Origin of the sequence: Bradyrhizobium elkanii WSM2783, assembly GCF_000472865.1 — a bacterium.
In the GTDB taxonomy this organism is placed as follows: domain Bacteria; phylum Pseudomonadota; class Alphaproteobacteria; order Rhizobiales; family Xanthobacteraceae; genus Bradyrhizobium; species Bradyrhizobium elkanii_A.
In genome coordinates this window covers 89,836-112,287 of sequence record NZ_AXAP01000013.1, presented here as the reverse complement: position 1 = coordinate 112,287, position 22,452 = coordinate 89,836, and the positions used below count along the sequence as shown (strand labels likewise).

Below are 22,452 nucleotides of genomic sequence, written 5' to 3'. Positions count from 1 at the left end.
CAAGCCCGGCCATGACGAGCTAGGAGGCGTATCGCTTCCCAGATCGCCGGCCATTTTCCTTGTCATTTCGGCCCTTTGGGGCTAAAAGCCCGCCACGTCCGCAGCCCCCGCACCCCTGGAGGCTTGCTGCGGGACGCGAAACGGGGCCGCGATGCGGCCTTTAACTTTTTGCAAAACAAGGACTTAGACTGATGGCGACCGTCAAGGAATTGAAGGCGACCGCACGTCCGAAGAGCGGCAAGGGGGCCGCCCGGGCTGAGCGTCGCGCCGGGAAAGTTCCCGGAGTGATCTATGGTGACAACAAGCCCCCGCTGACCATCTCGGTCGACGACCGCGAGCTGCGCCAGCGCATCCTCGCAGGCCGCTTCCTGACGACGCTGTTCGACATCGATCTCGACGGCAAGAAGCACCGCGTGATTCCGCGCGACTATCACCTCGACCCGGTGAAGGACTTCCCGCTCCATGTCGACTTCATGCGGCTCGGTGAAGGTGCGACCATCCGCGTCAGCGTTCCGCTGCATGTCATCAACGCGGAAACGGCGCCCGGCGTGAAGCGCGGTGGAACCGTCAACATCGTCACCCACACGATCGACCTCGAATGCTCGGTCGAAAACATTCCGCAGTACATCGATGCCGATGTCGGCGCGCTGGAAATCAGCTATTCGCTGCATCTGTCCGACATCAAGCTGCCGAAGGGCGTGAAGGCGCTGTCGCGCGAGGACGCCACGCTGGTGACCATCGTGCCGCCGTCCGGCTACGCCGAAGAGCAGAAGGCGGCGGCAGGTGCGGCCCCGGCGGCAGGCGCTGCGGCTCCGGCTGCAGGTGCGGCTGCTCCGGCGGCGGGTGCTGCGGCTCCAGCGGCGGGTGCCAAGGCACCGGCCGGTGGCGACAAGAAGAAGTGATAGCGCGCCAGCGCGGGATGCCGCGTCATGCGACTCTTTGTTGGTCTCGGTAATCCCGGCGCGAAATACGCTGATAACCGGCACAACATCGGCTTCATGGCCGTCGAAGAGATTGCGCGGCGTCATGGTTTCGCACCATGGCGCCGCCGCTTTCAGGGCGAGACATCCGAAGGCCTGCTCGGCCACGAGAAGGTGGTGCTGCTGAAGCCGACCACCTACATGAACGAGTCCGGGCGCGCGGTGCAGGAAGCGCAGAATTTCTTCAAGCTTCCGGCGGGCGACATCACTGTGTTCCAGGACGAGCTCGAGCTGCCGGCGGCGAAGGTGCGCGTCAAGGTCGGCGGCGGCATTGCCGGGCATAACGGCTTGCGCTCGATCTCCGCGCATATCGGCAACGAGTATCGTCGGGTCCGGCTCGGGATCGGTCATCCCGGGATCAAGGAACTCGTGCACAGCCACGTACTGTCGGATTTCGCCAAGAGTGACTGGCCGTGGGTCGATGCGCTCTGCGAGGCGGTCGCCGACAATGCCGGCCTGCTGGCGGCGGGACAGGACTCGTCGTTCCAGAACAAGGTGCATCTGACGATGCAGGCGAAGGGCTTTTTCGCGAAGGACGAGAACGGAGAGAAGCCCGCCTGAGGTTTCTCCTGTCATGGCCGGGCTTGTCCCGGCCATCCACGTCTTGAAGCTGCAAGAAAGGCCGTGGATGCCCGGGACAAGCCCGGGCATGACGAATACGGACACAGAGGACGAAATGGGATTCAAATGCGGGATCGTCGGGCTGCCCAATGTCGGCAAGTCGACGCTGTTCAATGCGCTGACGGAGACGGCCGCTGCACAGGCGGCCAACTATCCGTTCTGCACCATCGAGCCGAATGTCGGCGAGGTCGCCGTCCCCGATCCGCGGCTCGACAAGCTCGCGGCCGTGGCAAAGTCGGCGCAGATCATTCCGACCCGGCTGACCTTCGTCGACATCGCCGGTCTCGTCCGCGGCGCTTCCAAGGGGGAAGGGCTCGGCAACCAGTTCCTCGCCAACATCCGTGAGGTCGATGCGATCGCGCATGTGGTGCGCTGCTTCGAGGATTCCGACATCACGCATGTCGAAGGCAAGATCGCACCGCTGGCCGATATCGAGACCATCGAAACCGAATTGATGCTCGCCGATCTCGACAGCCTCGAGAAGCGCGTCGATAACCTGACCAAGAAGGCCAAGGGCAACGACAAGGACGCCAAGGAACAGCTCGACCTCGTCAACCGTACGCTGGTGCTGCTCCGTGAGGGCAGGCCCGCGCGTGCGCTCGAGCGCAAGGTGGAAGAGGAGCGCGCCTTCCGCATGCTCGGGCTTCTGAGTTCCAAGCCGGTGCTCTATGTCTGCAATGTCGAGGAGAGCTCGGCCAAGGATGGCAACAGCTTCTCAAAGCAGGTGTTCGCGCACGCGAAGCAGGAGGGCGCGGTCGCCGTCGTGATCTCCGCCAAGATCGAATCCGAGATCGCGACGCTGTCACGCGAGGAGCGCACGGAATTCCTGGACACGCTCGGGCTCGAGGAAGCCGGCCTGGACCGCCTGATCCGCGCCGGCTACGAGTTGCTCCATCTCATCACCTATTTCACGGTGGGTCCGAAGGAAGCGCGCGCCTGGACCATCGACCGCGGCACTAAGGCGCCGCAGGCGGCCGGCGTGATCCATACCGATTTCGAGAAGGGCTTTATCCGCGCGGAGACCATCGCCTATGACGACTACGTCGCGCTCGGCGGCGAAGCCGGCGCCCGCGACGCCGGCAAGCTGCGCCTGGAAGGCAAGGAATACGTCGTCGCCGACGGCGACGTGATGCATTTCAGGTTCAATACCTGATCACCGCATTCCGCCCTGGCCTTGATCGCGGATCGCGCCAAGATGCTCGTTGATGCGGAACACGATCAGGATGAATTCGGCGACGATGCGCGAGAGCACGATGCCGACCACGATGCTGGTGAGCGAGGCGAGCAGCAGGATGAAGCCGCCGAACGGGCTGATCGCCATTGCGGCCAGGCTCCAGAGGATTCCGTAAATGCCGAACAGCACGATCACGCCGATGACTAGCCAGTAGAACGTCTTGATGATCGTGGGGGTGATGAAGCGGTCCCACTGAAACAGGTCTTGAAAATCGAACATCGGTGGATTCTCCCGGCCAATCGATCTTGAGTCGCGCGCAAGCAGGGCTAGCTCCGAACCTCAGTCCGGGCAAGTCGGGGAGCGGTACGCAAGGACGATGCTCCCCCGCTATGGTGGTCCCCCTTGAAAGCAAGCCATGCGGGCGGGCGGGTTGAGATTGCCGCAAATAACGGCCACAATCAGGCCCCTCTCTCCTGAAATCCCCAACATGACCACGCTCACTTTCGAAGACTTCAACATCGGCCATTTCGGCACCTTCGGGCCGCGCCACGTCACGCGCGAGGAGATACTGGCCTTTGCCGCCGAGTTCGATCCACAGCCGATGCATCTCGACGAAGAGGCGGCGAAACGATCGATGCTCAAGGGCCTGTCCGGCTCGGGCTGGCATCTCGGCTCGCTCACGATGCGGATGCTGGCCGATGGCTTCATCTGCCGCACGGCCTCGCTCGGCTCACCCGGCGTCAACGAGATGCGCTGGCTGTCGCCGCTCCGCCCGGGCGACGATTTGACGCTGGATGTCGAGGTGGTGGAAGCGCGGGTCTCGCAGAGCCGACCTTCGACCGGCATCGTGACGTTCAAGTGCACGGTGCGCAATGCGGCCGGCGTGATGTTGTGCGAGATGGAGTCGCCGATCATCATCGGTCGGCGCGCGGAAGCGGTGACGGGGTAGCATCGATGCGCTTCTTCGAGGACATTGAGATCGGCGCGCGGCGCGAGCTCGGCTCGTTCACCTTCACCGCCGAGGACATCAAGCGCTTCGCGGCGCAGTTCGATCCGCAGCGCTTTCACCTCGACGAGGAGGAAGGGCGAAAGTCGCTGTTCGGCGGACTGGCAGCGTCGGGCTGGCACGTCGCCTCCGTCTGCATGAAGCTCCTGGTGGCCGACGGCAAGCGGCTGGCGCAGGAGATGGCGGCGCGCGGACAGGAGGCCGCGGTGTGGGGGCCGTCGCCCGGCTTTCGCGAGCTGCGCTGGATCAAGCCGGTCCTGGCCGGGGACACCATCAGCTACGCCAATGTGGTCGAGACCAAGCGCACCTCCGAGAAGCGTCCCGAATGGGGCATCCTGCAGGGCCGCAACACCGGCACCAACCAGCACGGCGAAGTCGTGTTCTCGTTCCTCGCCACCGCCTTTGTTCCGCGCCGCAAGGCGGGCTGAAACACAGCCGGCGTGGCTACGGGAACCTTGCCGCGCTCTTTAACCGTATTCGACGAATTCCGGATACGATCTATTTGCTAACCCATTTTGAACTTTCTGCCGGCCATATCAGACGCAAGGGTAAGCACCGTGGGGACGACTATGGCAGATCGTGTCGGACTGAAAGTTCTGGGCGCAATTTTCGCAACTATCACGGTTGCGGTGATGCTGACCACCGGCATGGTGGTGAAGGGCTACGCCGACGGCGCGTTCACGCTCGAGGGCAGCGCGATCGTCCGGCGCTGATCTTCAGCTTCTGCTAACCATCAGCGGCCATCGCGCCGCGTCAGCGGCTCCAGATCAACACCATCACCACGGTCGCCGCGATCAATAGTCCGACGAAGCGGAGCATGATGGTGCCGACACTGTGCGGCGATTGCCGCAGCGGGATGGGATCGGTGTTGTCGGGCCGAACGCTTTGCATCAGTGCTGTTTTCCCCAAGAAACGGCGTGCCAAAGCGGCATCCGTCACGGCGTGACCCGCATCGAAACGATCACGCGCAAGTCAAGAAATCTCACGCTTCAGGTTTGAGCATGATCGTTTCCCCATCATGCTCTGGCGCGCGTTGCGCTTTTGTCTTTCAAATCATTTTAGTCAAATAGAAACCGCCGCATCCTCCGCATGGGTGATGCGGCGGTCATGAACTCCCAAGCAATCGCCGAGATTAGCTGTTGCGCAGCCCGTCGGCGGCGCGCTTCCACTGCGTGACGTTGTCGGCGATCATGCGAGTCGACTTCATCGCGGCCTGGCTGAGCTGGGCATAGCCCGAGATCTCGCGCTGGACGCGCTGGCCTTCGGCATGCAGGAGGTCGCGCAGGCTTTCGAGCTCGGAGATCAACTTCTCGATCTCCGCGAGCGACGTGCCGGCGACGCGCTGGATCAGCGAGTTGACATTGTTCACGGTGGCCTCGGTGTTGGGCTCGAGTGGTTCCGTGTTCACCTGCGGCTGCGGCGACCGGCGCAGATAGGCGATATCGTTGCGCACGAATTCGCGGATGCCGGCCTCGACGTCCGAGACGGCGGCGAGGTTGTTGTCGACTTCCGTCCCTTCTACTTCTGTTTCAACTTGCTCGGAACGATTGGTGGCGTTCATCGGCTATTCCTCTGTTACGCAATGACGCGAGCGCGGAAGTCCCCCCGCCGCACGACGACGTGAAGGGCAACCATAGGCGCCCGATTTTGACCGCATCTAGGCCAAGTTGCGGCAATGGTTCGATCATTCCTTAAGGGATTGCGACCGCGGCCGGCCTCACCAGCTCCGCTTGAACCCGGCCGTTAGGCTCTTGTTAACCGGGCCCTGGGCGCTTTCGCCGATCGAGCCGGAGATGGTGACGCCGTCGAACAGCTTCTGCTCGGCGCCGATCCGGTGCAGCCATTTGTCGTCGCCGGTCGCGAGCGTCTGGCCGGCGATGAAGCTGGTTCCGCTGCTGTTGATGCTCAGCCTGGCCGATTGATCGGCCTCATAGCTCCGCGAGGGATGGCTGACGATGCCGGGCACCGGCACCACGCCCTGCTGGATCAGGTTGTAGCCGTTCTGCAGCGTCAGCGAATACTGGTCGGCGAGCGGCACCGATTTGCTGATTGAGGTCCCGAACCGGGTCTGGTCGCTGCCGGGATCGACGCGGGCCTCGACCGAGGTCTTGTCCCAGATCGAGGCAACGCCCGGCGCGGTGATCGCGGCCCAGGCGGTGCCGGAGGATTGCGGCAGGCTGCCGCCATTGGCGAGCCGTTCCGACAGCAACTCGGAATTGGTCAGCGTGCCCTGGCGCGCGACCGTCATGTCGGCACCGATCCGCGTGTCCCAGAACGGCGAGATCGATTGCTTGACCGAGACCGCGGACGTGCCGTTCGCGTTGTTGTTCGACGACCATGCGGCATTACTGCCATCCGCCTTCTTCGGCGCGGCGGCCTTCTTCGGCGTCAACACGGTGTCGGAAGGCGAGGCATCGGCGCTGAGCAGGCTCCAGTCGAGCTTGTCCACGTCGACGTCCTTCAGCGCGTCGGCGCCATTTGCCCGGGGCTCGGACGCAGCCTCCTCGGCGGCCGGCGTCTCATCGTGGATACCGCTCCAAGGAGAAATTTGCGGCGACGTCTGCGCCATCGCCGGCAGCACCATCGCGATGCCAAGGCCCGCGGCCAGCATCGGCAACCACGCCCAGCCAGATCGTTGTTTGGAAGTCATTCCCGCAGCCCGCATTCCAGGCAGAGTAGTACGTATAGCGTAGCGCAAATTTATGACGACGACGTTGTTGTCGGCGCGACAGCTTGTAGCACGGATCGGATCGTCGTGGCCGGGCACAAGAGCGTGAAGGTGTCAGCTGATGTCCCGGCCATCCACGCCTTCCCGGGGCTGGCGAAGGAAGGCATTTGGATACCCGAGAGAGCCCGGGTACGACGAAACTGGAGGTGACTATTGCGCCGCTGCGATCCGCGGCAGGTGGATCGGATAGCCGACGGTCTGCTCGACCAGGTCGAAGCTGTCGACCAGCACGCGCAAGCGGGTCAGCAGGCCGCCACGGAATTGCGCGAAATGCGCGATCCGCACCGCGATCGGCTTGTTCGAATCCTGCGCAGTCAGCGAATAGCGCATCATCGATGCCGCGGAATCGACTCCAAGCATGATGGACTCGCGCTCGAAGCGGCGGACACGGAAGTTCTCGCCGATCTGCCTGATCACCTCGAGCGCGGCGGGCTTGCCGTGGCGCGCACCGAAGAAAGAAAATAGATCGATCGGTCCATAGATCGCCCATTCGACGTCCTCGTCGAGCAGGGCGGCAATATCCGCGAATTGGCGTTCGTTGATCGCGCGGTGAAACGCGCGCGAAAAACGCCAGAGACTATGCTCTGTCATTCATCGTCTTCCCGAATCTGGATTGCAAATCAGCAACGGCAAAAAGGGCGTCCGCACCGACGCCGCGCCAGATTGCTGCACCTCAAATTTCACTGTCTCAAATAGAGCGACCGTGCCAGAACGCAATTGTTATTTTTGCATTGCACAAATGCAGACTTTTTGCGGGATTTTGCCTGAATCCGCCAACCGCGGCCCCGTCAGCGGTCGCGACGGGCTACATGCTCGTGCTCGATTGCGACCTCGGCGCCGCGGATCGCGAGCACGGCGAACAGCAGCGCGCCGCCAATGCCGCCGATCACGGCGCCCAGCGGCATGAAGGTGAAGAACACCAGCGCGCCGCCATCGCCTTCAAAATTCGAGGTTTTGAAGATTCCGATCCAGGCAAGCCCGGCACTGATGCCGAGCGCGGCGCCGCTGAGCGCCCCGAATGCCAGACCCAAGAGCGCCAGCAACGCGATTTTCATGATGTCTTGTCAGCCCCATCGTCCGCAGCATGCCGAGTAGTTGGTCACGCAAGCGCCGGCGAGGTTCAACCTGACGGGGAATTGATGGAGAACGTTGTTCCGTCGTTTGTCACTCGCCCGCTCGCCGAGTTGCTCGGCGCTCTCACGTCTCACTCCGCTGTCGTCCTGTCGAAAGACGGGACCCATAACCACAGGGAGCTGTTGTAGCGCGAGCAAGCGGTTGCAGCGGAGCACGCGACAAGCGCCTGTGGTTATGGGTCCTGGCCTTCGCCAGGACGACGGGGGAGAGGCTCTGATTCAATTGTCAAACAGCTCTCCGCTGTCATCGGCCGGCTTGACCGGACGATCCAGTATTCCAGAGGCGGTCGTACTTGAGCCGAGACGCCGCGGGGTACTGGATGCCCGCTTGCGCGGGCATGACGGTGGAGTGTGAGGAGAGGATGTGAGTCCGCGTTCTCGCGGCATGGATTGCCCGAGCTTTGCTTCACTTTCCACCCTCCTCGAATCAGAGGGCGCAGGGAAAGCCGGGTGCTGGTTGCACCCATGGGTCCCGTGCAACAAAAAGCACGGGCGTAGGACCACAGGTTCAACCGAAGCATTCCGGCTTTCCCTGCGCATTGGTTTTAACGGTTTCCTTCGCGCTCTCCCCGGTGACCGGGCTTTCTTGCCACCGTCATCTCTCGCGCGAACGTGTTCACGCGAAAAACTTAGCGCCAGCGTCGGGGCGCCAGGACCACACGACTTCGCCGTCCGCTAGTGCCACGCTCGTCAGTCGTGACACCCTCGTCCACCGCATCTCACCGCAACGTTCGTGACGATCGCGAGCCGCCCCTCATCCGCCGTGAGACGCGCGGAGTTAAATCACTGATTTGCCCGACGGCGAAAGCGGAATGTATTTTCCGCGAGGGCTGGACAGACTTTCGATGATTTGCCCGTCGGGTTGATATGTCGCACCCAAACTGGCCACATCGTCATTGCGAGCGCAGCGAAGCAATCCATAACGCGGCAAGTGGAGGAATGGATTGCTTCGCTGCGCTCGCAATGACGGGCATGCTCATCGCTTCTTCCACCCGCCCCGTCGCCCCGGCGTGCCGCCGCTCGATCGTGGCGACGGCCCGAACTCCGGCCCTGACTGCCGCGAGTCGGTTGGCTGGATGATCCGGCTGGTACTGCCGAACGGCTTTGCTGGCTTCGCACCAGGGTTCGGGCGGAAGGGCAGGGACTCCGGGCCGTGCATTTCGTCGAGATGGGGCTTGTGGACTTTTGATCCGGAGCTGCCGCCGGCCTTGATGGCCGACGACACGCTTTTCTTCTTCATCGCGCTCACCGGCAAATTGGCGGCGTCGCCGTATTTTCTGGTGCCGGCGTAGGCGCCGGCCTTGCCTTGCACGGTGCGCTGCTTGACGGTGGGATCGTCGACGACGGCCATTTCAGTGGCGCGCAGGCGCTTGACCTCGTCGCGCAGGCGCGCGGCTTCCTCGAAGTTCAGGTCGGCGGCGGCTTCGCGCATCCTTGTCTCGAGATCGGCGAGCACCGCCTCGAAATTGTGGCCAATCGAGATCACGTCCTCGGTGACGCTGCCGTCGCGGATATCGACCAGCACATGGTCGCGCTCGTAGACGGAGTTGAGGATGTCGCCGATCGACTTCTTCACGCTCGCCGGCGTAATGCCGTTGGCGGCGTTGTATTCCATCTGCTTTTCGCGGCGGCGGTTGGTCTCCGCGATCGCGCGCTCCATCGAGCCGGTCATGCTGTCGGCATAGAGGATCACCTTGCCGTCGACGTTGCGCGCGGCGCGGCCGATGGTCTGGATCAGCGACGTCTCGCTGCGCAGAAAACCTTCCTTGTCGGCATCGAGGATCGCGACCAGCGCGCATTCGGGAATGTCGAGACCCTCGCGGAGCAGGTTGATGCCGACAAGCGCGTCGAACGCGCCGAGGCGGAGGTCGCGGATGATCTCGATGCGCTCGATGGTGTCGATGTCACTGTGCATGTAGCGCACGCGGATGCCCTGCTCATGCAGATATTCGGTGAGGTCCTCCGCCATCCGTTTTGTCAGGACAGTGATCAGCGAGCGATAGCCCGCCGCCGCCGTCGCGCGGACCTCGCCGACGAGGTCGTCGACCTGGGTGCGTGCAGGACGGATGTCGACCGGCGGATCGATCAAGCCCGTGGGGCGGATCACCTGCTCGACGAACACGCCGCCGCTCTCGTTGAGCTCCCAGCCGCTGGGCGTGGCCGACACCGCGACCGTCTGCGGCCGCATCATGTCCCATTCCTCAAACCGCAAGGGTCGGTTGTCCATGCAGGAGGGCAGGCGGAAGCCATATTCGGCCAGCGTTGCCTTGCGGCGGAAGTCGCCGCGGAACATGGCGCCGATCTGCGGGATCGAGACGTGGCTCTCGTCGGCGAAGACAAGCGCGTTGTCAGGCACATATTCGAACAGCGTCGGCGGCGGCTCGCCGGGACGGCGTCCGGTGAGGTAGCGCGAATAGTTTTCGATGCCGGCGCAGCTCCCGGTCGCCTCCATCATCTCGAGGTCGAAGGTGGTGCGCTGCTCAAGCCGCTGCGCTTCGAGCAGTCGGCCCTGGTCGTTGAGCTGGTCGAGCCGCTGCTTCAGCTCCATCTTGATCGACTTGATCGCCTGCACCAGCGTCGGGCGCGGCGTCACATAGTGCGAGTTGGCGTAGATCTTGATGAATTCGAGCTCGTCCTGCTTGTGGCCGGTGAGCGGATCGAACTCCTCGATGTTCTCGACGACGTCGCCGAACAGGTTCACGCGCCAGGCGCGGTCCTCATAGTGCGCCGGGAAGATGTCGATAACGTCGCCGCGGACGCGGAAGGTGCCGCGGGTGAAATCGGCCGAGGTGCGCTTGTACTGCAGCGCGACGAGGTCGGCGATCAATTGCCGCTGGTCGATGCGCTCGCCCTTCTTCAGCGCGAACGTCATCGCGGTATAGGTTTCGACCGAGCCGATACCGTAGATGCAGGAGACCGAGGCGACGATGATGACGTCATCGCGCTCGAGCAGCGCGCGCGTCGCGGCGTGACGCATGCGGTCGATCTGCTCGTTGATCGAGGAATCCTTCTCGATATAGGTGTCGGTCCGCGGCACATAGGCCTCGGGCTGGTAGTAGTCGTAGTAGGAGACGAAGTATTCGACGGCGTTGTCCGGGAAGAAGTTCTTGAACTCGCCATAGAGCTGCGCGGCAAGCGTCTTGTTCGGCGCCAGGATCAGGGCAGGGCGCTGCGTCGCCTCGATCACCTTGGCCATGGTGTAAGTCTTGCCCGAGCCGGTGACGCCGAGCAGCACCTGGGTACGGTCGTTGCGGCCGATGCCTTCGACCAGTTCCGCGATGGCGGTCGGCTGGTCGCCCTTCGGCTGATAGTCGGACTTAATCTCGAAGCGGACGCCGCCCTCGGACTTTTCCGGGCGCGGCGGACGGTGCGGGGTCCACACCCGCATCGAGCCGTCGTCTTTCCGGAACTCGGGACGGCCGTCGCGGATCAGGTTCTCGAGCGCCTCAGCGGTCGCCTTGACCCCGAGCGCCTCCATCTTGTTGCGCGGCGGGCGGGCCAGCGCCTCCTCATCGTCCTCAGCGGTGGGCAGGCCGAGCTGTCGCGCCAACTCCGGATCGAGCGTGGGCACCGTCGCCGCGGTGCCGTAGTTGGCCTGGGGCGCCTCGTCGAAGCCGCCGCCTCCATGCTGGTCCGCCGGAGCCAGGCGATCGCTCGGAAATTCCTTCGGCGTCGAGGCGCGCGCGCGGTGCGCTGCGGCCTCGCCGCCGGCGCGGCGGTCGCATGAATTGTCCGGTGGCGGCTGCAGGCCCGTGGACGAGCCGATGCCGCTTTCGCCGCGGTTGATGGCGGGGTTCAAGAGTTCGGCGAGCGCCGGCGCGATCGGGAGAACGTCGGGCCGATGCGCTTTTGACTTGGGGGATTTGCCGGGCTTTTTGGGGGTATCAGGTTTCTTCGCCATGGGGCGAATATGGGACTGAAACCGCCGCCATGAAAGGGCGAATGCGGGTGCGCGGTCGCTCTGTCAGCAGGTGTCAGCAGCCGCGGAACAGGCGGAGGCGCGCCATCTATTCGCCTCTCCGCAAGCCGAGCATCGCAATTGCGGCGCTACCAGGCGCTGCGGCTCCTTCCCCCTGAAAAGGGGGAAGGCTGGGATGGGGGTCAGCCGCGAGTCACACTGTTCGTGTGGAGAGAGATGATCCCTACCCGGCTTGCGCTGAAGCGCAAGCCGACCTCCCCTTTTCAAGGGGAGGTGTCGCGGGGCGAGGTGAAGCGAGCCGTCAGCAGGCGGGCGAGGTCTTCTCGACGATGTTGAGATGAATCCCGCCGCAGCCGGTGCAGCGCATTGCCCAGTATTCGGCCCTACCGGGAATGACGCGGAGCAGGGCGAGCTCGGCCTTGCATTCCGGGCAATTGTTCAGGAACGGCCGTGCGGGCGGAGGTGACGGCGCCGGCTCGGCTTCGCAGCGCGGCGCGACCACGGCGGTGCCGATTATCGCGAAGTCGGCGACGGTTCGGTTGAGATCACCCCATAGCGCCGGCCGTAGCGGTCGATCTGCGCTTTCGCGTGGGCGATCGCCGCATCCCGATCGGACCACGCAAAGCCGAGCTCGAGTGTCGGAAACGAGATGCCATCGATGACGACCGGCTCGCGATCGGCTCGTTGAATCCTGGCGTGCCATAGCCCCTTCCCTGCCTCGAATGAGTTGATCTCAAAGGCTCCGTAAATCATGCCTGCGATCCCAGGTTTTTCCCGCGGGGGACCAAAGCACGCCCTGGGCAGCGAACTTTGTGAACTGGATCACACTGCGTAAGAATCTTTCGTTACAGGCGCGCGGACCGGTGCGGAAGTGGCGTGACGAGCTCACTCCCTCCGGTAAGGCGCGCAAATGTATCGCTCCGTTGATGTGCAGACTCGGGAAAAGCTCGGCGCGGTTGGTGAATGCCATGCAACAACTCGTTCGCAATCATCTTCGGTGTGAGAGCGGCCAACAGAACTCTGACCTTGGACATGGCGTTTTCCATCAACGCGACCAGGGGGTCGTCAAATATAAATGCAACCAATAATTGTTTATTATTGCCAGTCTTGGTCGCGCTGTCCAGCCGTCAGGGCTGCGACAATGTGATCATTACCTGCTCGTCTCGTCCCTCACGAGGGATCGCTGCCCCTTGGCCCGCGTGGCGGGCTCGGCCGCGGCGCGGATGATCCAGCGGCGGAAGGCGGCAAAGTCGCGCTGACCGGTGCGGAAGCCGTGATAGACGAGATACCAGCGCATGCCCTTCGGCACGCTCAGCTCGAACGGCGCGACCAGCCGCCCCGCGGCGAGGTCGTCGTCGATATAGGGACGGATTCCCATCGCGACGCCAAGGCCATCGACGGCCGCCTGCAGCGCCTGACCGTAAAATTCGAACTCAGGCCCGCGCGCCGTGACCCTGGCAATGCTCGCGGCCTTCAGCCATTTCGGCCAATCGTCGGGCGAGTGCGCGACGCGGAGCAGGCTTCTCCCCTTCAGGTCGCTCGCGCGCTTGAGCTGGCTCGCCAGCCGCGGCGCGCACACCGGGAGGAGATCGGCGGCGAACAGCGGCTCGGCCACCAGCCCAGGCCAGTCGCCGTCCCCGAGCTTGATGCCGCAGCTCCAGTCGTCGCTGAACGGCTCCGGCGCCGCGGCGCCCCCGGTGGTGATGCGGACCTCGATCTCGGGCTCTTCCTTCTGGAAATCGGCAAGCCGCGGGATCAGCCATTTCATCGCAAACGTCGGCCCGACGCCGATAGTCAGGACACGGACGCTCGCGGGCGAGGTCACCTGTGCCGTCAGGCTCGCCAGCGCATCGAAGATCGGCGTCAATCCGCTCTGGTAGAAGCGGCCGGCCGTCGTGGTGACGAGGCGATTGGCCTTGCGCTCGAACAGCGCCACCCCGAGCCGCTCTTCCAACAGATGCACCATCCGGCTGATCGCGGCCGCCGTGACGTTGAGCTCGGCGCCCGCGGCGGCAAAGCTGCCGGTGCGCGCCGCCGCCTCGAATGCCTTGATGCCGTTGAGAAATAGCAGCCGCCGCAAGCCTTTTACCCTCAGGAAAACTGATGCCAGGAGGAGATAACTCAGTTTGCGCGCCGTGTCCAAGCGGGGCACAACAATGAAGATAAGATCTGAGGTTGAGTCGGTGCGGCCCTTCTTACCTCGCCCCGCTTGCGGGGAGAGGTCGGAATTCGCGCGGAACGCGCGGATTCCGGGTGAGGGGGTCTCCGCGCATCCGTCTCTTACCGTCTTCGCGGAGAGAGCCCCTCACCCCAACCCTCTCCCCGTAAGAACGGGGAGAGGGAGAGGAAGCAGTTTGCCGCGTATCGATCCGAGTTCGCCTCAGTGGAGATTTTCGTGAGCCCGCTTGTGATTGCAGCCCTTGGCGTGCTGATGGTCGCGACGGCATTCTTGTCGGGGCTGTTCGGCATGGCCGGCGGGCTGATCCTGATTGGCGTGCTGCTCACCATCCTGCCGCTGCCCTCGGCGATGGTGCTGCATGCGATCACGCAGATGGCCAGTAACGGCTGGCGCGCCTTGCTGTGGCGGGCGCATATCCGCTGGCGGCCGGTCGCGGTCTACCTGATCGGCTGCGGCGTGGCGCTGGCGATCTGGTCGGCGGCGCGCTACGTGCCGGACAAGCCGATCGCGCTGCTCCTGCTTGGCGTCACGCCGTTCATGGCACGGCTGATGCCGAAGGGAATCAAGCCGAACCCCGACAGCATCTGGCAAGGCAGCTTCTACGGCTCGGTCTGCATGGGGCTGATGCTGATGACCGGCGTCTCCGGCCCACTGATGGACACCTTCTTTCTCGGCGGCAATTTCGGCCGCCGCGAGGTGGTCGCGACCAAGGCGACCTGCCAGGTGGCGAGCCATTTCACTAAGCTGATCTATTTCGGCGGCATCATCGACCAGGCCGCGACGCTCGATCCGGTGCTCGCGGGCGTGGCTGTCGCGGCCTCGATGCTCGGCACCACGCTGGCGCGGCGAATCCTTGAAGCGATGAGCGACGCGCAATTTCGCACCTGGGCGAACCGGCTGATCACGACGGTCGCAAGCTACTACATCCTCTATGGCGGCTGGCTGCTCGTCGCGCGTAACAGCGCGATGGCGCATTGACGGAGGAAGTCCGATGGCGGAGGCGACGGATGCGTTGGTGCTCGATCTCGTCGAATGGATCGCGCGCGAGCCGCGGCCTTATGCCGAGGTGATCGAGACCTGGCGCACCTCGTGCCCACGGCTGACGATCTGGGAAGACGCCGTCGACCGCGGCTATGTCATGCGCCGCCCGACAGTCGAGGGTTTGCGGGTGGTGGTCACCGAAACTGGCGAACGATTCCTGCGCGAGCACGGCCGCGCTGGCTGAGCTGGCTTGGTGCCGCACAACAGCGCAGTGGCAAACGCTCTACCTGGCGAGGTGCGGGCGGATGATCTCGATCATGCGGTCGGCCGAGGTGCCCGGCGGGAAGAAGCCGAGATAGCCGCCATCGCGATCCATCAGATAGATGAACGCGGTGTGGTCGACAGTGTAGTTGTCTTTCCCAAGCGGCACCTTGGCGCTGTAGACCTTGTAGGCGTCCGCTGCCTTGCGGATCGCATCAAGGCTTCCGGTCAATCCGATCAGGCGCGGATGAAACAGCGGCACGTATTCCGCCAGATGCTGCGGCGTGTCGCGTTCGGGATCGACGGTGATGAACAGGGGTTGCACCTTGTCGGCATCATTGCCGAGCCGGTCCATAGCAAGCCCGATCGCCTGCAGATCGGTGGGGCAGACATCGGGGCAATAAGTAAAGCCGAAATAGACCAGCATCAGCTTCCCGCGGAAATCGCGCTCGGTGCGGATATGGCCGGTGTGGTCGACAAGCTCGAACGGACCGCCGACCGGCTCCCGGTTCCACATCAGGATGTCCATGATCTCAGCCGCCGATCGCGCCGGCGCATCGCCCGCGCAGGCAGGCGCCAGCATCAGCCACAGGCCGATGCCGACGCTGCTGATGGCGCGCAGGATCATGCCCCGAAGGAGAGGCGGCTGCCCGTCGTGGTGACGAGCACCTTGTCGCCCATCTGCGCGCTTGCCTCCTGGACGAAGTTCAGCCCGCTGCAATGCATGGGCACCACGACATCGGGCTCGAGTTTCTTCATTTCGGCCACGATTTCGGTGAGGTAGTCCTTCGGCGCCGGTCCGAGATGGAAGCCGCCGACGACGGCGTGCACCTTCTGGATCCCTGAGACCTCCTGCGCCTGCTTCACCGAATTGACGATGCCGACATGGCCGCAGGAGCTGATCACCACCAGCCCCTTGTCTTTCACGTTGAAGCAGGTCGCATGCTCGTGGATGTGCTCGTCCGGGACGATCTTGCCGTCCATCTCGGCCGGCAAATAGTGGCCGGCATTGCAGCCGAGCCCATCCTTCATGCCGAACTCGACCCAGGTCTGCGGCAGGATACGCTCGATGCTGCGTCGCGTGATCTTGCCCGTCGTGAACGCATGGCCGGCGATCACGGTCGGCGTTTCGCAGAGAACGGTCGTGACGTTATGCGCGGCAAGCTCGCGGCGGTCGAGCGTGCCGAAATCGGCGAACTGACCCTTGGTCGGCGTCGCGTTGACGCGATGGCAGAAATTGTCCTCGCCGCCGGCGTAGAGCTTCACGTCCGCCGGAAGCTTGCCGCGATATTTATCCAGAAAGCCGATCAGGCCGCCGAAATGATCGTAGTGCCCGTGGCTGACGATCAGGGCGTCGAGCTTCGCCGGCTCGACGCCCACCAGCTCCATATTGTTGATGAGCACGTCGGGCGTGTAGCCGTAGTCCAGCATCAGCGTGCGCTGGGTGTCTGCGGCCTGAGATTCCAGCCACAGCGACAGGCCCCATTCATTGTGCAGCGACTTGCGGAAGTCTGCGCTTCGTGCCGGCGGCGCGATCGATACGCCGTTTGCCTGTTTCGGGCGGAAGAACATGTCGTAGCTGCTGTCGACCAGCACGCGGATCGACAGTCTGTCGACGGTCGGCACCTCGATCGGCGCTGCACTCGCGATCTCGACGCAGGAAAATCCGCCGGCAGCCGCGATGCCGGCGAGCGCGGCTGAACCTTTCAGAAAATCACGTCGTGGCAAATCTCTCGTCATTGAATCCTCCCAGACGACATTCTGACTGCAAAGAGCGCTCAAGCGTAGGACCGAGGCGAGCCCGCCTCAATCGCGCGGCGGTGCACCCGCCGATCAAATTCGCGCGCATGGCGTCAAGAAGCGGATTGACTTGGCACCGGTTCTGCGAGATTCATGCATTCGCATCTTTCTCCGATGCGCGTTCCCTCCCAGCCGCAGGATCATGCCCATGATCGACCTCCATTACTGGACCACGCCGAACGGCCACAAGATCACGATGTTCCTCGAGGAGACTGGGCTCGACTACAAGATCATCCCGGTCAACATCGGCAAGGGCGAGCAGTTCGCGTCGGAATTCCTGGAGATCGCGCCCAACAACCGGATTCCTGCGATCGTCGACCATGCGCCGAAGGGCGGCAGCAAGCCGATCTCGCTGTTCGAGTCCGGCGCGATCCTGCTCTATCTCGCCGAGAAGACCGGCAAGTTCCTGCCCGCCGATCTCTATGGCCGCTATGATGCGATCCAGTGGACGTTCTGGCAGATGGCCGGCCTCGGGCCGATGGCGGGGCAGAACCATCACTTCCGCAACTATGCGCAAGAGAAGCTGCAATATGCCATCGACCGCTATGTGAACGAGACCAACCGGCTCTATGGCGTGCTCAACAAGCGCCTCGCCGACCGCGAATTCGTCGCCGGCGACTATTCGATCGCGGATATGGCGAGCTATCCCTGGGTCGTCGGCTACCAGAACCAGGGCCAGAACATCGACGATTTCCCGCATCTGAAGCGCTGGCTGGAAACGATCCGGGAGCGGCCCGCCACGGTGCGCGCCTATGCCAAGGCGAAAGAGGTCAATCCGAATTTCGGCCAGCCCGCGATCCGCACCGAGGAGGAGCGCAAGATCCTGTTCGGCCAGACCGCGGCGGTGGTGCGGTAGCGCGGTTGTTGCCGTCATTGCGAGCCACCGGGTCGGCGCGTAGCGCCGCCCGACGACAGGCTCCGCGAAGCAATCCATGTCGCCGCGTGCGGAAGCGTGGATTGCTTCGTCGCTTGCGCTCCTCGCAATGACGGCTAGTCTGACGGCCGACATCAGCGGGATTGATCCATGGCCATGAAACTGTTCGAACTGGTCGGCACGGACACGTCCCGTCCGTTCAGCCCGTATTGCTGGCGCATACGGATGGCGCTGGCGCACAAGGGGCTTGGCGCCGAGTCGATCCCCTGGTGCTTCACGCAGAAAGAAGCGATCGCGCCGCACAAGTCCGACAAGGTGCCGGTGCTGCTCGACGGTGACACCACGGTGACCGATTCCTGGGCGATCGCCAATTATCTCGAGGACACCTATGCCGACCGTCCCTCGCTGTTCGGCGGCGAGGGCGGCCGCGCCATGGGGCGGATGCTGAACTGGTGGGGCGATGTCACTGTGGTCGGCGGCATCTTCCCGCTGATCGTCGCCGATATCCCCGCGCATCTCGCGCCTGACGACGTTGCCTATTTCCGCAGGACGCGCGAGGCGCGGCTCGGCAAGTCGCTGGAAGAGGCCGCTGCGACCCGCGACCAGGCAGTGGAAGGCTTCCGTAGGAGTCTCGATCCGCTGCGGCTGACGCTGCGGACCCAGGCCTATCTCGGCGGCGACAGGCCGAACTACGCCGATTACATCGTGTTCGGCGGCTTCCAGTGGGCACGCGTCGTGAGCCCGTTCAAGCTGCTGGTCGAGAGTGATCCGGTCTACGCCTGGCGCGAGCGCCTGCTCGATGCGTTCGACGGCATGGCGCGGACGTCGCCCGGCTTCGAGGTGTAGCTACAGCGCGCCGCGTTCGCGCAGCATCGCCAGCGCCGCGTTGAGGTCTGGCAGCACCGCGGCGCATTTGGCGCGCGTTTCCTCGGTCGGCGGGATCATGTCCGGCACCATCAGCGTGATCGCACCGGCGGCGTGGGCCGCGGCCACGCCGTGGTTGGAATCCTCGATCGCGACGCAGGCTTGCGGCTTCACGCAGAGCCGTTGCGCAGCCAGCAGATACAGATCCGGGCTCGGCTTGCAGTGCGTAACGTCGTCCCGCGTCAGCACGGTGTCAAAGCGCGCGCGGATTCCCGCGAGCGCGAGGTGCCGGTCGGCAGAGCCGCGCGAGGAGGAGGTCACGATCGCCATCGGGCGTTCCGCGGATCGAAGCGCATCGAGCAGCTCGATGGCGCCGGCCTTCAGCGGCAGGCCTGCGCGAAACATTTCGTCACGGTTCGCAGCAAAAGCCCTGTTGATCTCGGCGAGCGGGAAGTCATCGCCGTAGCGCCTCACCAGCATCAGCTCGCATTCCGGCCCGGGAAGGCCAATCATGGCATGACAGAGGGTAACGACATCGTCGGTATAGCCATGCGCGTTCAGCGCCGCGACCAGGCTGTCGAAATAGACCTTCTCGGTGTCGAGCAGCGTTCCGTCCATGTCGAGCAGAACGGCGCCGATGTCCCAGCGCATCGTCACGTCGCGGCCGCATCGGTTTGCTGCCTCGCGAGCGCGCGGAGGCAATCGGGGCACAGGCAGTCGCCGCCATCATGGGCCGGCATCGGCAGGCGGTAAGGTTCCGCCCCGCACCAGCATTCGCCCGACAGGCTGCAGGTGAAGGCGCCGCCGCAGCGTCTGCAGGAAAGCTGACGCGGGGTGCTTTCTTTCCGATTTGTCATGTAAGCGGCCGCTCTCCTATTGCGGAATTAATCCGTGGTTCATCCCGGCGCGCGCTATGATGTCGCGCTTCTTTGTTTGAGCATGATCTTTTCGGAAAACCGGTTCCCACTTTTCCGGATCATGCAAATCATAGACCGAGGACGCCCGAAGGGAAATCCGATGGCCCGCGATTCGCAAGCAGCCCTTGTTGCGCTCAATCGCTTCGGCTTCGGCGCCCGCGGCGGCGCTTCCGGCGATTTCGTCAATGCGGCGTCCGATCCGCGCGGCTTTGTCAAATCAGAACTCAATCGCGCCAATGCCGCGCTCCTGGAGATGCCCGGGCTTGCCTCGACGCCGGCGCTCGGCAAGGCCCTGTTCGACTATCAGTTCGAGATTCAGCAGGCGCGCGACGCCGTCGCAAAATCGGGAGCAACGGAAGCGCCGCCGACGGAACCCAAAGCGCAGCGCCGCAATCCCTCGCTCTCCTCGATCGCCACGGACATGACGGCCAAGGAGTCGATGGCATCATCCGCCGACGGCAATAACGTGAATGCCGCGATGGCGCGGCCGGATGCGGTGCAGCCCAATCCGCCGAAGCCTCCGCCGCAACCGCCCAATGTCATCCAGAAGACGTTTCGCACGGAAGCGCTGGCGCGCATCCAGCGCGCGAGCTTCGCCGATTGCGGATTCGTCGAGCGCCTGGTCGTGTTCTGGTCGAACCATTTCTGCATCTCCGCCAATAAGGGCGGGCTGGCGCGGATCTGGGCCGGCTCGTTCGAGCGCGAGGCGATCCGGCCGCATGTGCTCGGCCGCTTCGCCGACATGCTGAAGGCGGTCGAACAGCATCCGGCGATGCTGTTCTTCCTCGACAACCAGCAATCCTTGGGTCCGGACTCGCGCGCCGGCATCAACCGCAACCGCGGCCTCAACGAAAACCTCGCGCGCGAGATCATGGAGTTGCACACACTCGGCGTCGGCGGCGGCTACACGCAGGACGACGTCACCGCGCTCGCGCGCGTCATCACGGGCTGGACCTTTGCCGGCCGGCAGGGCCAGCTCGGTCCGCCCGGTACGTTTGTGTTCAACGCCAATGCGCATCAGCCCGGCGCGCAGCGCGTAATGGGCAAGGTTTACGAGCAGAGTGGCGTGGCGCAGGGCGAGGCCGTGCTCGCCGATATCGCCCGCCATCCTTCGACGGCAAAATTCATCGCCACCAAATTCGCGCGCCACTTCGTGGCCGACGATCCGCCGCCGGCCCTGGTGGCGCGGCTGCAGGATGTCTTCGGAAGGACCGACGGCGATCTGAAGGCGCTCGCGACCGCGCTGGTGGATTCCAGTGAGGCGTGGGACGCGCCGCTGACCAAGATGCGCTCGCCTTACGAATTCCTGATCGCCTCCGGCCGGCTGCTCGGGCGCAATCCCGAAGATCCCTCCCCCTATCTGGGCGGCCTCAACGTCCTTGGTCAGCCATTGTGGTCGCCCGCCGGGCCGAACGGTTTTCCCGACACCAGCGCGGCATGGGCCGCGCCTGAAGGCATGAAGCTGCGGCTCGATATCTCGGCGCAGATCGCCTCGCGCCTTGGCGACGGCATCGACCCGCGCGAGCTGCTCGACCTCGTCGCCGCGGATGCCGCCTCGCCGGACACGCGGCGCACCGTCGAGCGCGCGGAATCGCGGCAGCAGGCGCTGGCGCTGCTGTTGATGTCGCCGGAATTCCAGAGGAGGTGACGATGCAATGCTGTGAAGGGCTGCGATCACAGGCCGCCTCGCGCCGCTCTCTGCTGCTTGGCGGCGCTGCGTTCGCCGCCTGGGCGTACTTGCCGAAATTTGCGCGCGCGGCTGACGGAGGCGATCCGCGGCTGGTCGTGGTGATCCTGCGCGGTGCGCTGGATGGCCTTGCGACAGTGGCGCCGATCGGCGACCCTGAATACGCCGGCCTGCATGGCTCGATCGCGCTCCGGCCGGATGGCCCGAACGCAGCCGTCATGCTCGACTCCTTTTTCGGCCTGCATCCGGCGATGCCGGAATTCGCGCGAATGTATCGCGCCAAACAGGCCGCCGTGATCCATGCCGTCGCGACTTCCTATCGCGAGCGCTCGCATTTCGACGGACAGGACGTGCTCGAAAGCGGATTTGCCGGTCCGGGCAGGGTGCAATCGGGCTGGCTCAACCGCGCTCTCGAAGCGCTGCCCAGAGGCGAGCGGGTCACGCGCGCGCTCGCAGTCGGCCCGACGACGCCGCTGGTGCTGCGGGGCGCGGCGCCGACCGTCGGTTGGGCACCGGTCGCGCTGCCGCAAGCCGATGACGACACCGCGATGCGCCTGCTCGAGCTGTATCAGCATCGCGATCCCGCACTCGTCTCCGCGCTGACGCAGGGCTTGCAACTGGAGAAAGTCGCGCAAGGCGACGAGATGAAGCCGAAGCCCGGCACCAATGGCATCGGTGCGATGCGGCTGGTGGCGCGCGGCGCGGCGAAACTGATGGCGGCCGATGACGGGCCGCGGATCGGCGCGCTCGCCTTCGATGGCTGGGATACCCACGCCAAGGAGGGCGGGCCGGTCGGCCGTCTCGCGCAACTGCTCGGCGGCCTCGATGGCGCGCTGGCGGAATTCGAAGGCGGGCTTGGCGACCGCTGGCGCGATACCGTGATCGTGGTTGCCACCGAATTCGGCCGCACCGCGCGCATCAACGGCACCGAAGGTACCGACCACGGCACCGGCACCATTGCGCTGCTCGCCGGCGGCGCGGTGAAGGGCGGACGCGTGATCTCGGATTGGCCCGGCCTGAAGCCCGCCAATCTCTATCAAGGCCGCGACCTCGCGCCGACCACCGACCTGCGCGCCGTGATGAAGGGGGTGCTGCGCGACCAGTTCGGCCTCGCCGACCGCGTGCTGGCGGAGAGCGTGTTTCCAGACAGCCGCGCCGCCAAGCCGATGCAGGGGTTGATATCGTAAAACGCAGACCCCAGCCACACTGTCATCCCGAGCTTGACCCGGGACCCATAACCACCGGCTTAAGTGATGCGTGACGCTGCAACCGCTTGCTCGCGCCAAAACGCTTCCCTGTGGTTATGGGTCCCGGGTCAAGCTCGGGAT

25 protein-coding genes are annotated in these 22,452 nt (G+C 64.3%); 12 read left to right on the top strand and 13 right to left on the bottom strand.

Annotated elements, in window-relative coordinates; genetic code table 11:
• Positions 1-191 precede the first annotated feature (191 nt).
• From YY7_RS0114495 to ychF, 3 genes are all read left to right on the top strand, one after another.
• Positions 192-902, top strand: coding sequence for a 50S ribosomal protein L25/general stress protein Ctc (locus YY7_RS0114495; RefSeq protein WP_028163892.1), 711 nt, complete (start codon positions 192-194; stop codon positions 900-902).
• Between the two features lie 27 nt (positions 903-929).
• Positions 930-1,541, top strand: a complete 612-nt coding sequence (gene pth / locus YY7_RS0114490) for an aminoacyl-tRNA hydrolase (protein WP_028163891.1) — start codon at positions 930-932, stop codon at positions 1,539-1,541.
• Between the two features lie 115 nt (positions 1,542-1,656).
• Positions 1,657-2,754: a redox-regulated ATPase YchF gene (gene ychF, locus YY7_RS0114485; protein ID WP_028163890.1), complete on the top strand. Its 1,098-nt coding sequence runs from the start codon at positions 1,657-1,659 to the stop codon at positions 2,752-2,754.
• Here ychF and YY7_RS0114480 read toward each other — a convergent pair whose 3' ends face one another.
• Positions 2,755-3,054: a DUF4282 domain-containing protein gene (locus tag YY7_RS0114480; RefSeq protein ID WP_028163889.1), complete on the bottom strand. Its 300-nt coding sequence runs from the start codon at positions 3,052-3,054 to the stop codon at positions 2,755-2,757.
• A gap of 208 nt (positions 3,055-3,262) precedes the next feature.
• Between YY7_RS0114480 and YY7_RS0114475 the strand changes: the two genes are divergently transcribed.
• From YY7_RS0114475 to YY7_RS61895, 3 genes are all read left to right on the top strand, one after another.
• Positions 3,263-3,724 (top strand): MaoC family dehydratase, encoded by a 462-nt coding sequence (locus YY7_RS0114475; protein WP_028163888.1) that lies wholly within the window; start codon positions 3,263-3,265, stop codon positions 3,722-3,724.
• Between the two features lie 5 nt (positions 3,725-3,729).
• Positions 3,730-4,209 (top strand): MaoC family dehydratase, encoded by a 480-nt coding sequence (locus tag YY7_RS0114470; protein WP_028163887.1) that lies wholly within the window; start codon positions 3,730-3,732, stop codon positions 4,207-4,209.
• A 141-nt stretch (positions 4,210-4,350) separates the two neighbouring features.
• Positions 4,351-4,494, top strand: coding sequence for a hypothetical protein (locus YY7_RS61895; RefSeq protein WP_028163886.1), 144 nt, complete (start codon positions 4,351-4,353; stop codon positions 4,492-4,494).
• A 40-nt stretch (positions 4,495-4,534) separates the two neighbouring features.
• Here the strand turns inward: YY7_RS61895 and YY7_RS61890 are convergent, their stop codons facing one another.
• The 9 genes from YY7_RS61890 to YY7_RS0114420 form a co-directional block, all read right to left on the bottom strand.
• Positions 4,535-4,672: a hypothetical protein gene (locus tag YY7_RS61890; RefSeq protein ID WP_165435628.1), complete on the bottom strand. Its 138-nt coding sequence runs from the start codon at positions 4,670-4,672 to the stop codon at positions 4,535-4,537.
• A gap of 241 nt (positions 4,673-4,913) precedes the next feature.
• Positions 4,914-5,342: a hypothetical protein gene (locus YY7_RS0114455; protein WP_028163885.1), complete on the bottom strand. Its 429-nt coding sequence runs from the start codon at positions 5,340-5,342 to the stop codon at positions 4,914-4,916.
• Positions 5,343-5,498: 156 nt separating this feature from the next.
• The gene (locus YY7_RS0114450; protein ID WP_245287277.1) at positions 5,499-6,431 is read right to left on the bottom strand and encodes a hypothetical protein; all 933 of its coding nucleotides are present in this window, start codon (positions 6,429-6,431) and stop codon (positions 5,499-5,501) included.
• Positions 6,432-6,659: 228 nt separating this feature from the next.
• Complete coding sequence (locus tag YY7_RS0114445) at positions 6,660-7,100, bottom strand: nuclear transport factor 2 family protein (protein WP_028163883.1); 441 nt, start codon at positions 7,098-7,100, stop codon at positions 6,660-6,662.
• Between the two features lie 197 nt (positions 7,101-7,297).
• Positions 7,298-7,564: a hypothetical protein gene (locus YY7_RS0114440; protein WP_028163882.1), complete on the bottom strand. Its 267-nt coding sequence runs from the start codon at positions 7,562-7,564 to the stop codon at positions 7,298-7,300.
• A gap of 1,054 nt (positions 7,565-8,618) precedes the next feature.
• Positions 8,619-11,543, bottom strand: a complete 2,925-nt coding sequence (gene uvrB, locus YY7_RS0114435) for an excinuclease ABC subunit UvrB (RefSeq protein WP_028163881.1) — start codon at positions 11,541-11,543, stop codon at positions 8,619-8,621.
• Positions 11,544-11,862: 319 nt separating this feature from the next.
• Positions 11,863-12,063 (bottom strand): hypothetical protein, encoded by a 201-nt coding sequence (locus tag YY7_RS51580; RefSeq protein ID WP_035690098.1) that lies wholly within the window; start codon positions 12,061-12,063, stop codon positions 11,863-11,865.
• 11 nt (positions 12,064-12,074) lie between these two features.
• Positions 12,075-12,314, bottom strand: a complete 240-nt coding sequence (locus tag YY7_RS0114425) for a hypothetical protein (RefSeq protein WP_035690096.1) — start codon at positions 12,312-12,314, stop codon at positions 12,075-12,077.
• Between the two features lie 397 nt (positions 12,315-12,711).
• On the bottom strand, positions 12,712-13,641 hold the full coding sequence (locus YY7_RS0114420) for a LysR substrate-binding domain-containing protein (RefSeq protein ID WP_028163879.1): 930 nt from the start codon (positions 13,639-13,641) through the stop codon (positions 12,712-12,714).
• 315 nt (positions 13,642-13,956) lie between these two features.
• Here YY7_RS0114420 and YY7_RS0114415 point away from each other — a divergent pair, with 315 nt between their 5' ends.
• Positions 13,957-14,718: a sulfite exporter TauE/SafE family protein gene (locus YY7_RS0114415; RefSeq protein WP_028163878.1), complete on the top strand. Its 762-nt coding sequence runs from the start codon at positions 13,957-13,959 to the stop codon at positions 14,716-14,718.
• 13 nt (positions 14,719-14,731) lie between these two features.
• Positions 14,732-14,965, top strand: a complete 234-nt coding sequence (locus YY7_RS0114410; protein ID WP_028163877.1) for a hypothetical protein — start codon at positions 14,732-14,734, stop codon at positions 14,963-14,965.
• Positions 14,966-15,004: 39 nt separating this feature from the next.
• Here the strand turns inward: YY7_RS0114410 and YY7_RS0114405 are convergent, their stop codons facing one another.
• Positions 15,005-15,610, bottom strand: coding sequence for an SCO family protein (locus tag YY7_RS0114405; protein ID WP_028163876.1), 606 nt, complete (start codon positions 15,608-15,610; stop codon positions 15,005-15,007).
• Positions 15,607-16,722, bottom strand: coding sequence for an MBL fold metallo-hydrolase (locus YY7_RS0114400; RefSeq protein ID WP_028163875.1), 1,116 nt, complete (start codon positions 16,720-16,722; stop codon positions 15,607-15,609). The genes YY7_RS0114405 and YY7_RS0114400 overlap by 4 nt, the downstream gene beginning before the upstream one ends.
• A 208-nt stretch (positions 16,723-16,930) precedes the next feature.
• On the opposite strand from YY7_RS0114400, the gene YY7_RS0114395 reads away from it, so the two are divergent.
• On the top strand, positions 16,931-17,638 hold the full coding sequence (locus tag YY7_RS0114395; protein ID WP_028163874.1) for a glutathione binding-like protein: 708 nt from the start codon (positions 16,931-16,933) through the stop codon (positions 17,636-17,638).
• Between the two features lie 168 nt (positions 17,639-17,806).
• Positions 17,807-18,502, top strand: coding sequence for a glutathione S-transferase family protein (locus tag YY7_RS0114390; RefSeq protein WP_028163873.1), 696 nt, complete (start codon positions 17,807-17,809; stop codon positions 18,500-18,502).
• Here YY7_RS0114390 and YY7_RS0114385 read toward each other — a convergent pair whose 3' ends face one another.
• Positions 18,503-19,171 carry an HAD family hydrolase gene (locus YY7_RS0114385; protein ID WP_035690094.1) on the bottom strand — a complete coding sequence of 223 codons (669 nt, stop codon included), beginning with the start codon at positions 19,169-19,171 and terminating at the stop codon, positions 18,503-18,505.
• A 366-nt stretch (positions 19,172-19,537) separates the two neighbouring features.
• Between YY7_RS0114385 and YY7_RS0114380 the strand changes: the two genes are divergently transcribed.
• Positions 19,538-21,085: a DUF1800 domain-containing protein gene (locus tag YY7_RS0114380; RefSeq protein WP_028163871.1), complete on the top strand. Its 1,548-nt coding sequence runs from the start codon at positions 19,538-19,540 to the stop codon at positions 21,083-21,085.
• 2 nt (positions 21,086-21,087) lie between these two features.
• On the top strand, positions 21,088-22,311 hold the full coding sequence (locus tag YY7_RS0114375; RefSeq protein WP_051396704.1) for a DUF1501 domain-containing protein: 1,224 nt from the start codon (positions 21,088-21,090) through the stop codon (positions 22,309-22,311).
• The last annotated feature ends 141 nt before the right edge of the window (positions 22,312-22,452 follow it).

What these genes read in the sequence shown, in the direction of transcription:
- YY7_RS0114495 (WP_028163892.1), top strand. Translation starts at nt 192, where the DNA reads ATGGCGACCGTCAAGGAATTGAAGGCGACCGCACGTCCGAAGAGCGGC.
- pth (WP_028163891.1), top strand. Translation starts at nt 930, where the DNA reads ATGCGACTCTTTGTTGGTCTCGGTAATCCCGGCGCGAAATACGCTGAT.
- ychF (WP_028163890.1), top strand. Translation starts at nt 1,657, where the DNA reads ATGGGATTCAAATGCGGGATCGTCGGGCTGCCCAATGTCGGCAAGTCG.
- YY7_RS0114480 (WP_028163889.1), bottom strand. Translation starts at nt 3,054, where the DNA reads ATGTTCGATTTTCAAGACCTGTTTCAGTGGGACCGCTTCATCACCCCC.
- YY7_RS0114475 (WP_028163888.1), top strand. Translation starts at nt 3,263, where the DNA reads ATGACCACGCTCACTTTCGAAGACTTCAACATCGGCCATTTCGGCACC.
- YY7_RS0114470 (WP_028163887.1), top strand. Translation starts at nt 3,730, where the DNA reads ATGCGCTTCTTCGAGGACATTGAGATCGGCGCGCGGCGCGAGCTCGGC.
- YY7_RS61895 (WP_028163886.1), top strand. Translation starts at nt 4,351, where the DNA reads ATGGCAGATCGTGTCGGACTGAAAGTTCTGGGCGCAATTTTCGCAACT.
- YY7_RS61890 (WP_165435628.1), bottom strand. Translation starts at nt 4,672, where the DNA reads ATGCAAAGCGTTCGGCCCGACAACACCGATCCCATCCCGCTGCGGCAA.
- YY7_RS0114455 (WP_028163885.1), bottom strand. Translation starts at nt 5,342, where the DNA reads ATGAACGCCACCAATCGTTCCGAGCAAGTTGAAACAGAAGTAGAAGGG.
- YY7_RS0114450 (WP_245287277.1), bottom strand. Translation starts at nt 6,431, where the DNA reads ATGACTTCCAAACAACGATCTGGCTGGGCGTGGTTGCCGATGCTGGCC.
- YY7_RS0114445 (WP_028163883.1), bottom strand. Translation starts at nt 7,100, where the DNA reads ATGACAGAGCATAGTCTCTGGCGTTTTTCGCGCGCGTTTCACCGCGCG.
- YY7_RS0114440 (WP_028163882.1), bottom strand. Translation starts at nt 7,564, where the DNA reads ATGAAAATCGCGTTGCTGGCGCTCTTGGGTCTGGCATTCGGGGCGCTC.
- uvrB (WP_028163881.1), bottom strand. Translation starts at nt 11,543, where the DNA reads ATGGCGAAGAAACCTGATACCCCCAAAAAGCCCGGCAAATCCCCCAAG.
- YY7_RS0114425 (WP_035690096.1), bottom strand. Translation starts at nt 12,314, where the DNA reads ATGATTTACGGAGCCTTTGAGATCAACTCATTCGAGGCAGGGAAGGGG.
- YY7_RS0114410 (WP_028163877.1), top strand. Translation starts at nt 14,732, where the DNA reads ATGGCGGAGGCGACGGATGCGTTGGTGCTCGATCTCGTCGAATGGATC.
- YY7_RS0114405 (WP_028163876.1), bottom strand. Translation starts at nt 15,610, where the DNA reads ATGATCCTGCGCGCCATCAGCAGCGTCGGCATCGGCCTGTGGCTGATG.
- YY7_RS0114400 (WP_028163875.1), bottom strand. Translation starts at nt 16,722, where the DNA reads ATGACGAGAGATTTGCCACGACGTGATTTTCTGAAAGGTTCAGCCGCG.
- YY7_RS0114395 (WP_028163874.1), top strand. Translation starts at nt 16,931, where the DNA reads ATGATCGACCTCCATTACTGGACCACGCCGAACGGCCACAAGATCACG.
- YY7_RS0114390 (WP_028163873.1), top strand. Translation starts at nt 17,807, where the DNA reads ATGGCCATGAAACTGTTCGAACTGGTCGGCACGGACACGTCCCGTCCG.
- YY7_RS0114385 (WP_035690094.1), bottom strand. Translation starts at nt 19,171, where the DNA reads ATGCGCTGGGACATCGGCGCCGTTCTGCTCGACATGGACGGAACGCTG.
- YY7_RS0114380 (WP_028163871.1), top strand. Translation starts at nt 19,538, where the DNA reads ATGGCCCGCGATTCGCAAGCAGCCCTTGTTGCGCTCAATCGCTTCGGC.
- YY7_RS0114375 (WP_051396704.1), top strand. Translation starts at nt 21,088, where the DNA reads ATGCAATGCTGTGAAGGGCTGCGATCACAGGCCGCCTCGCGCCGCTCT.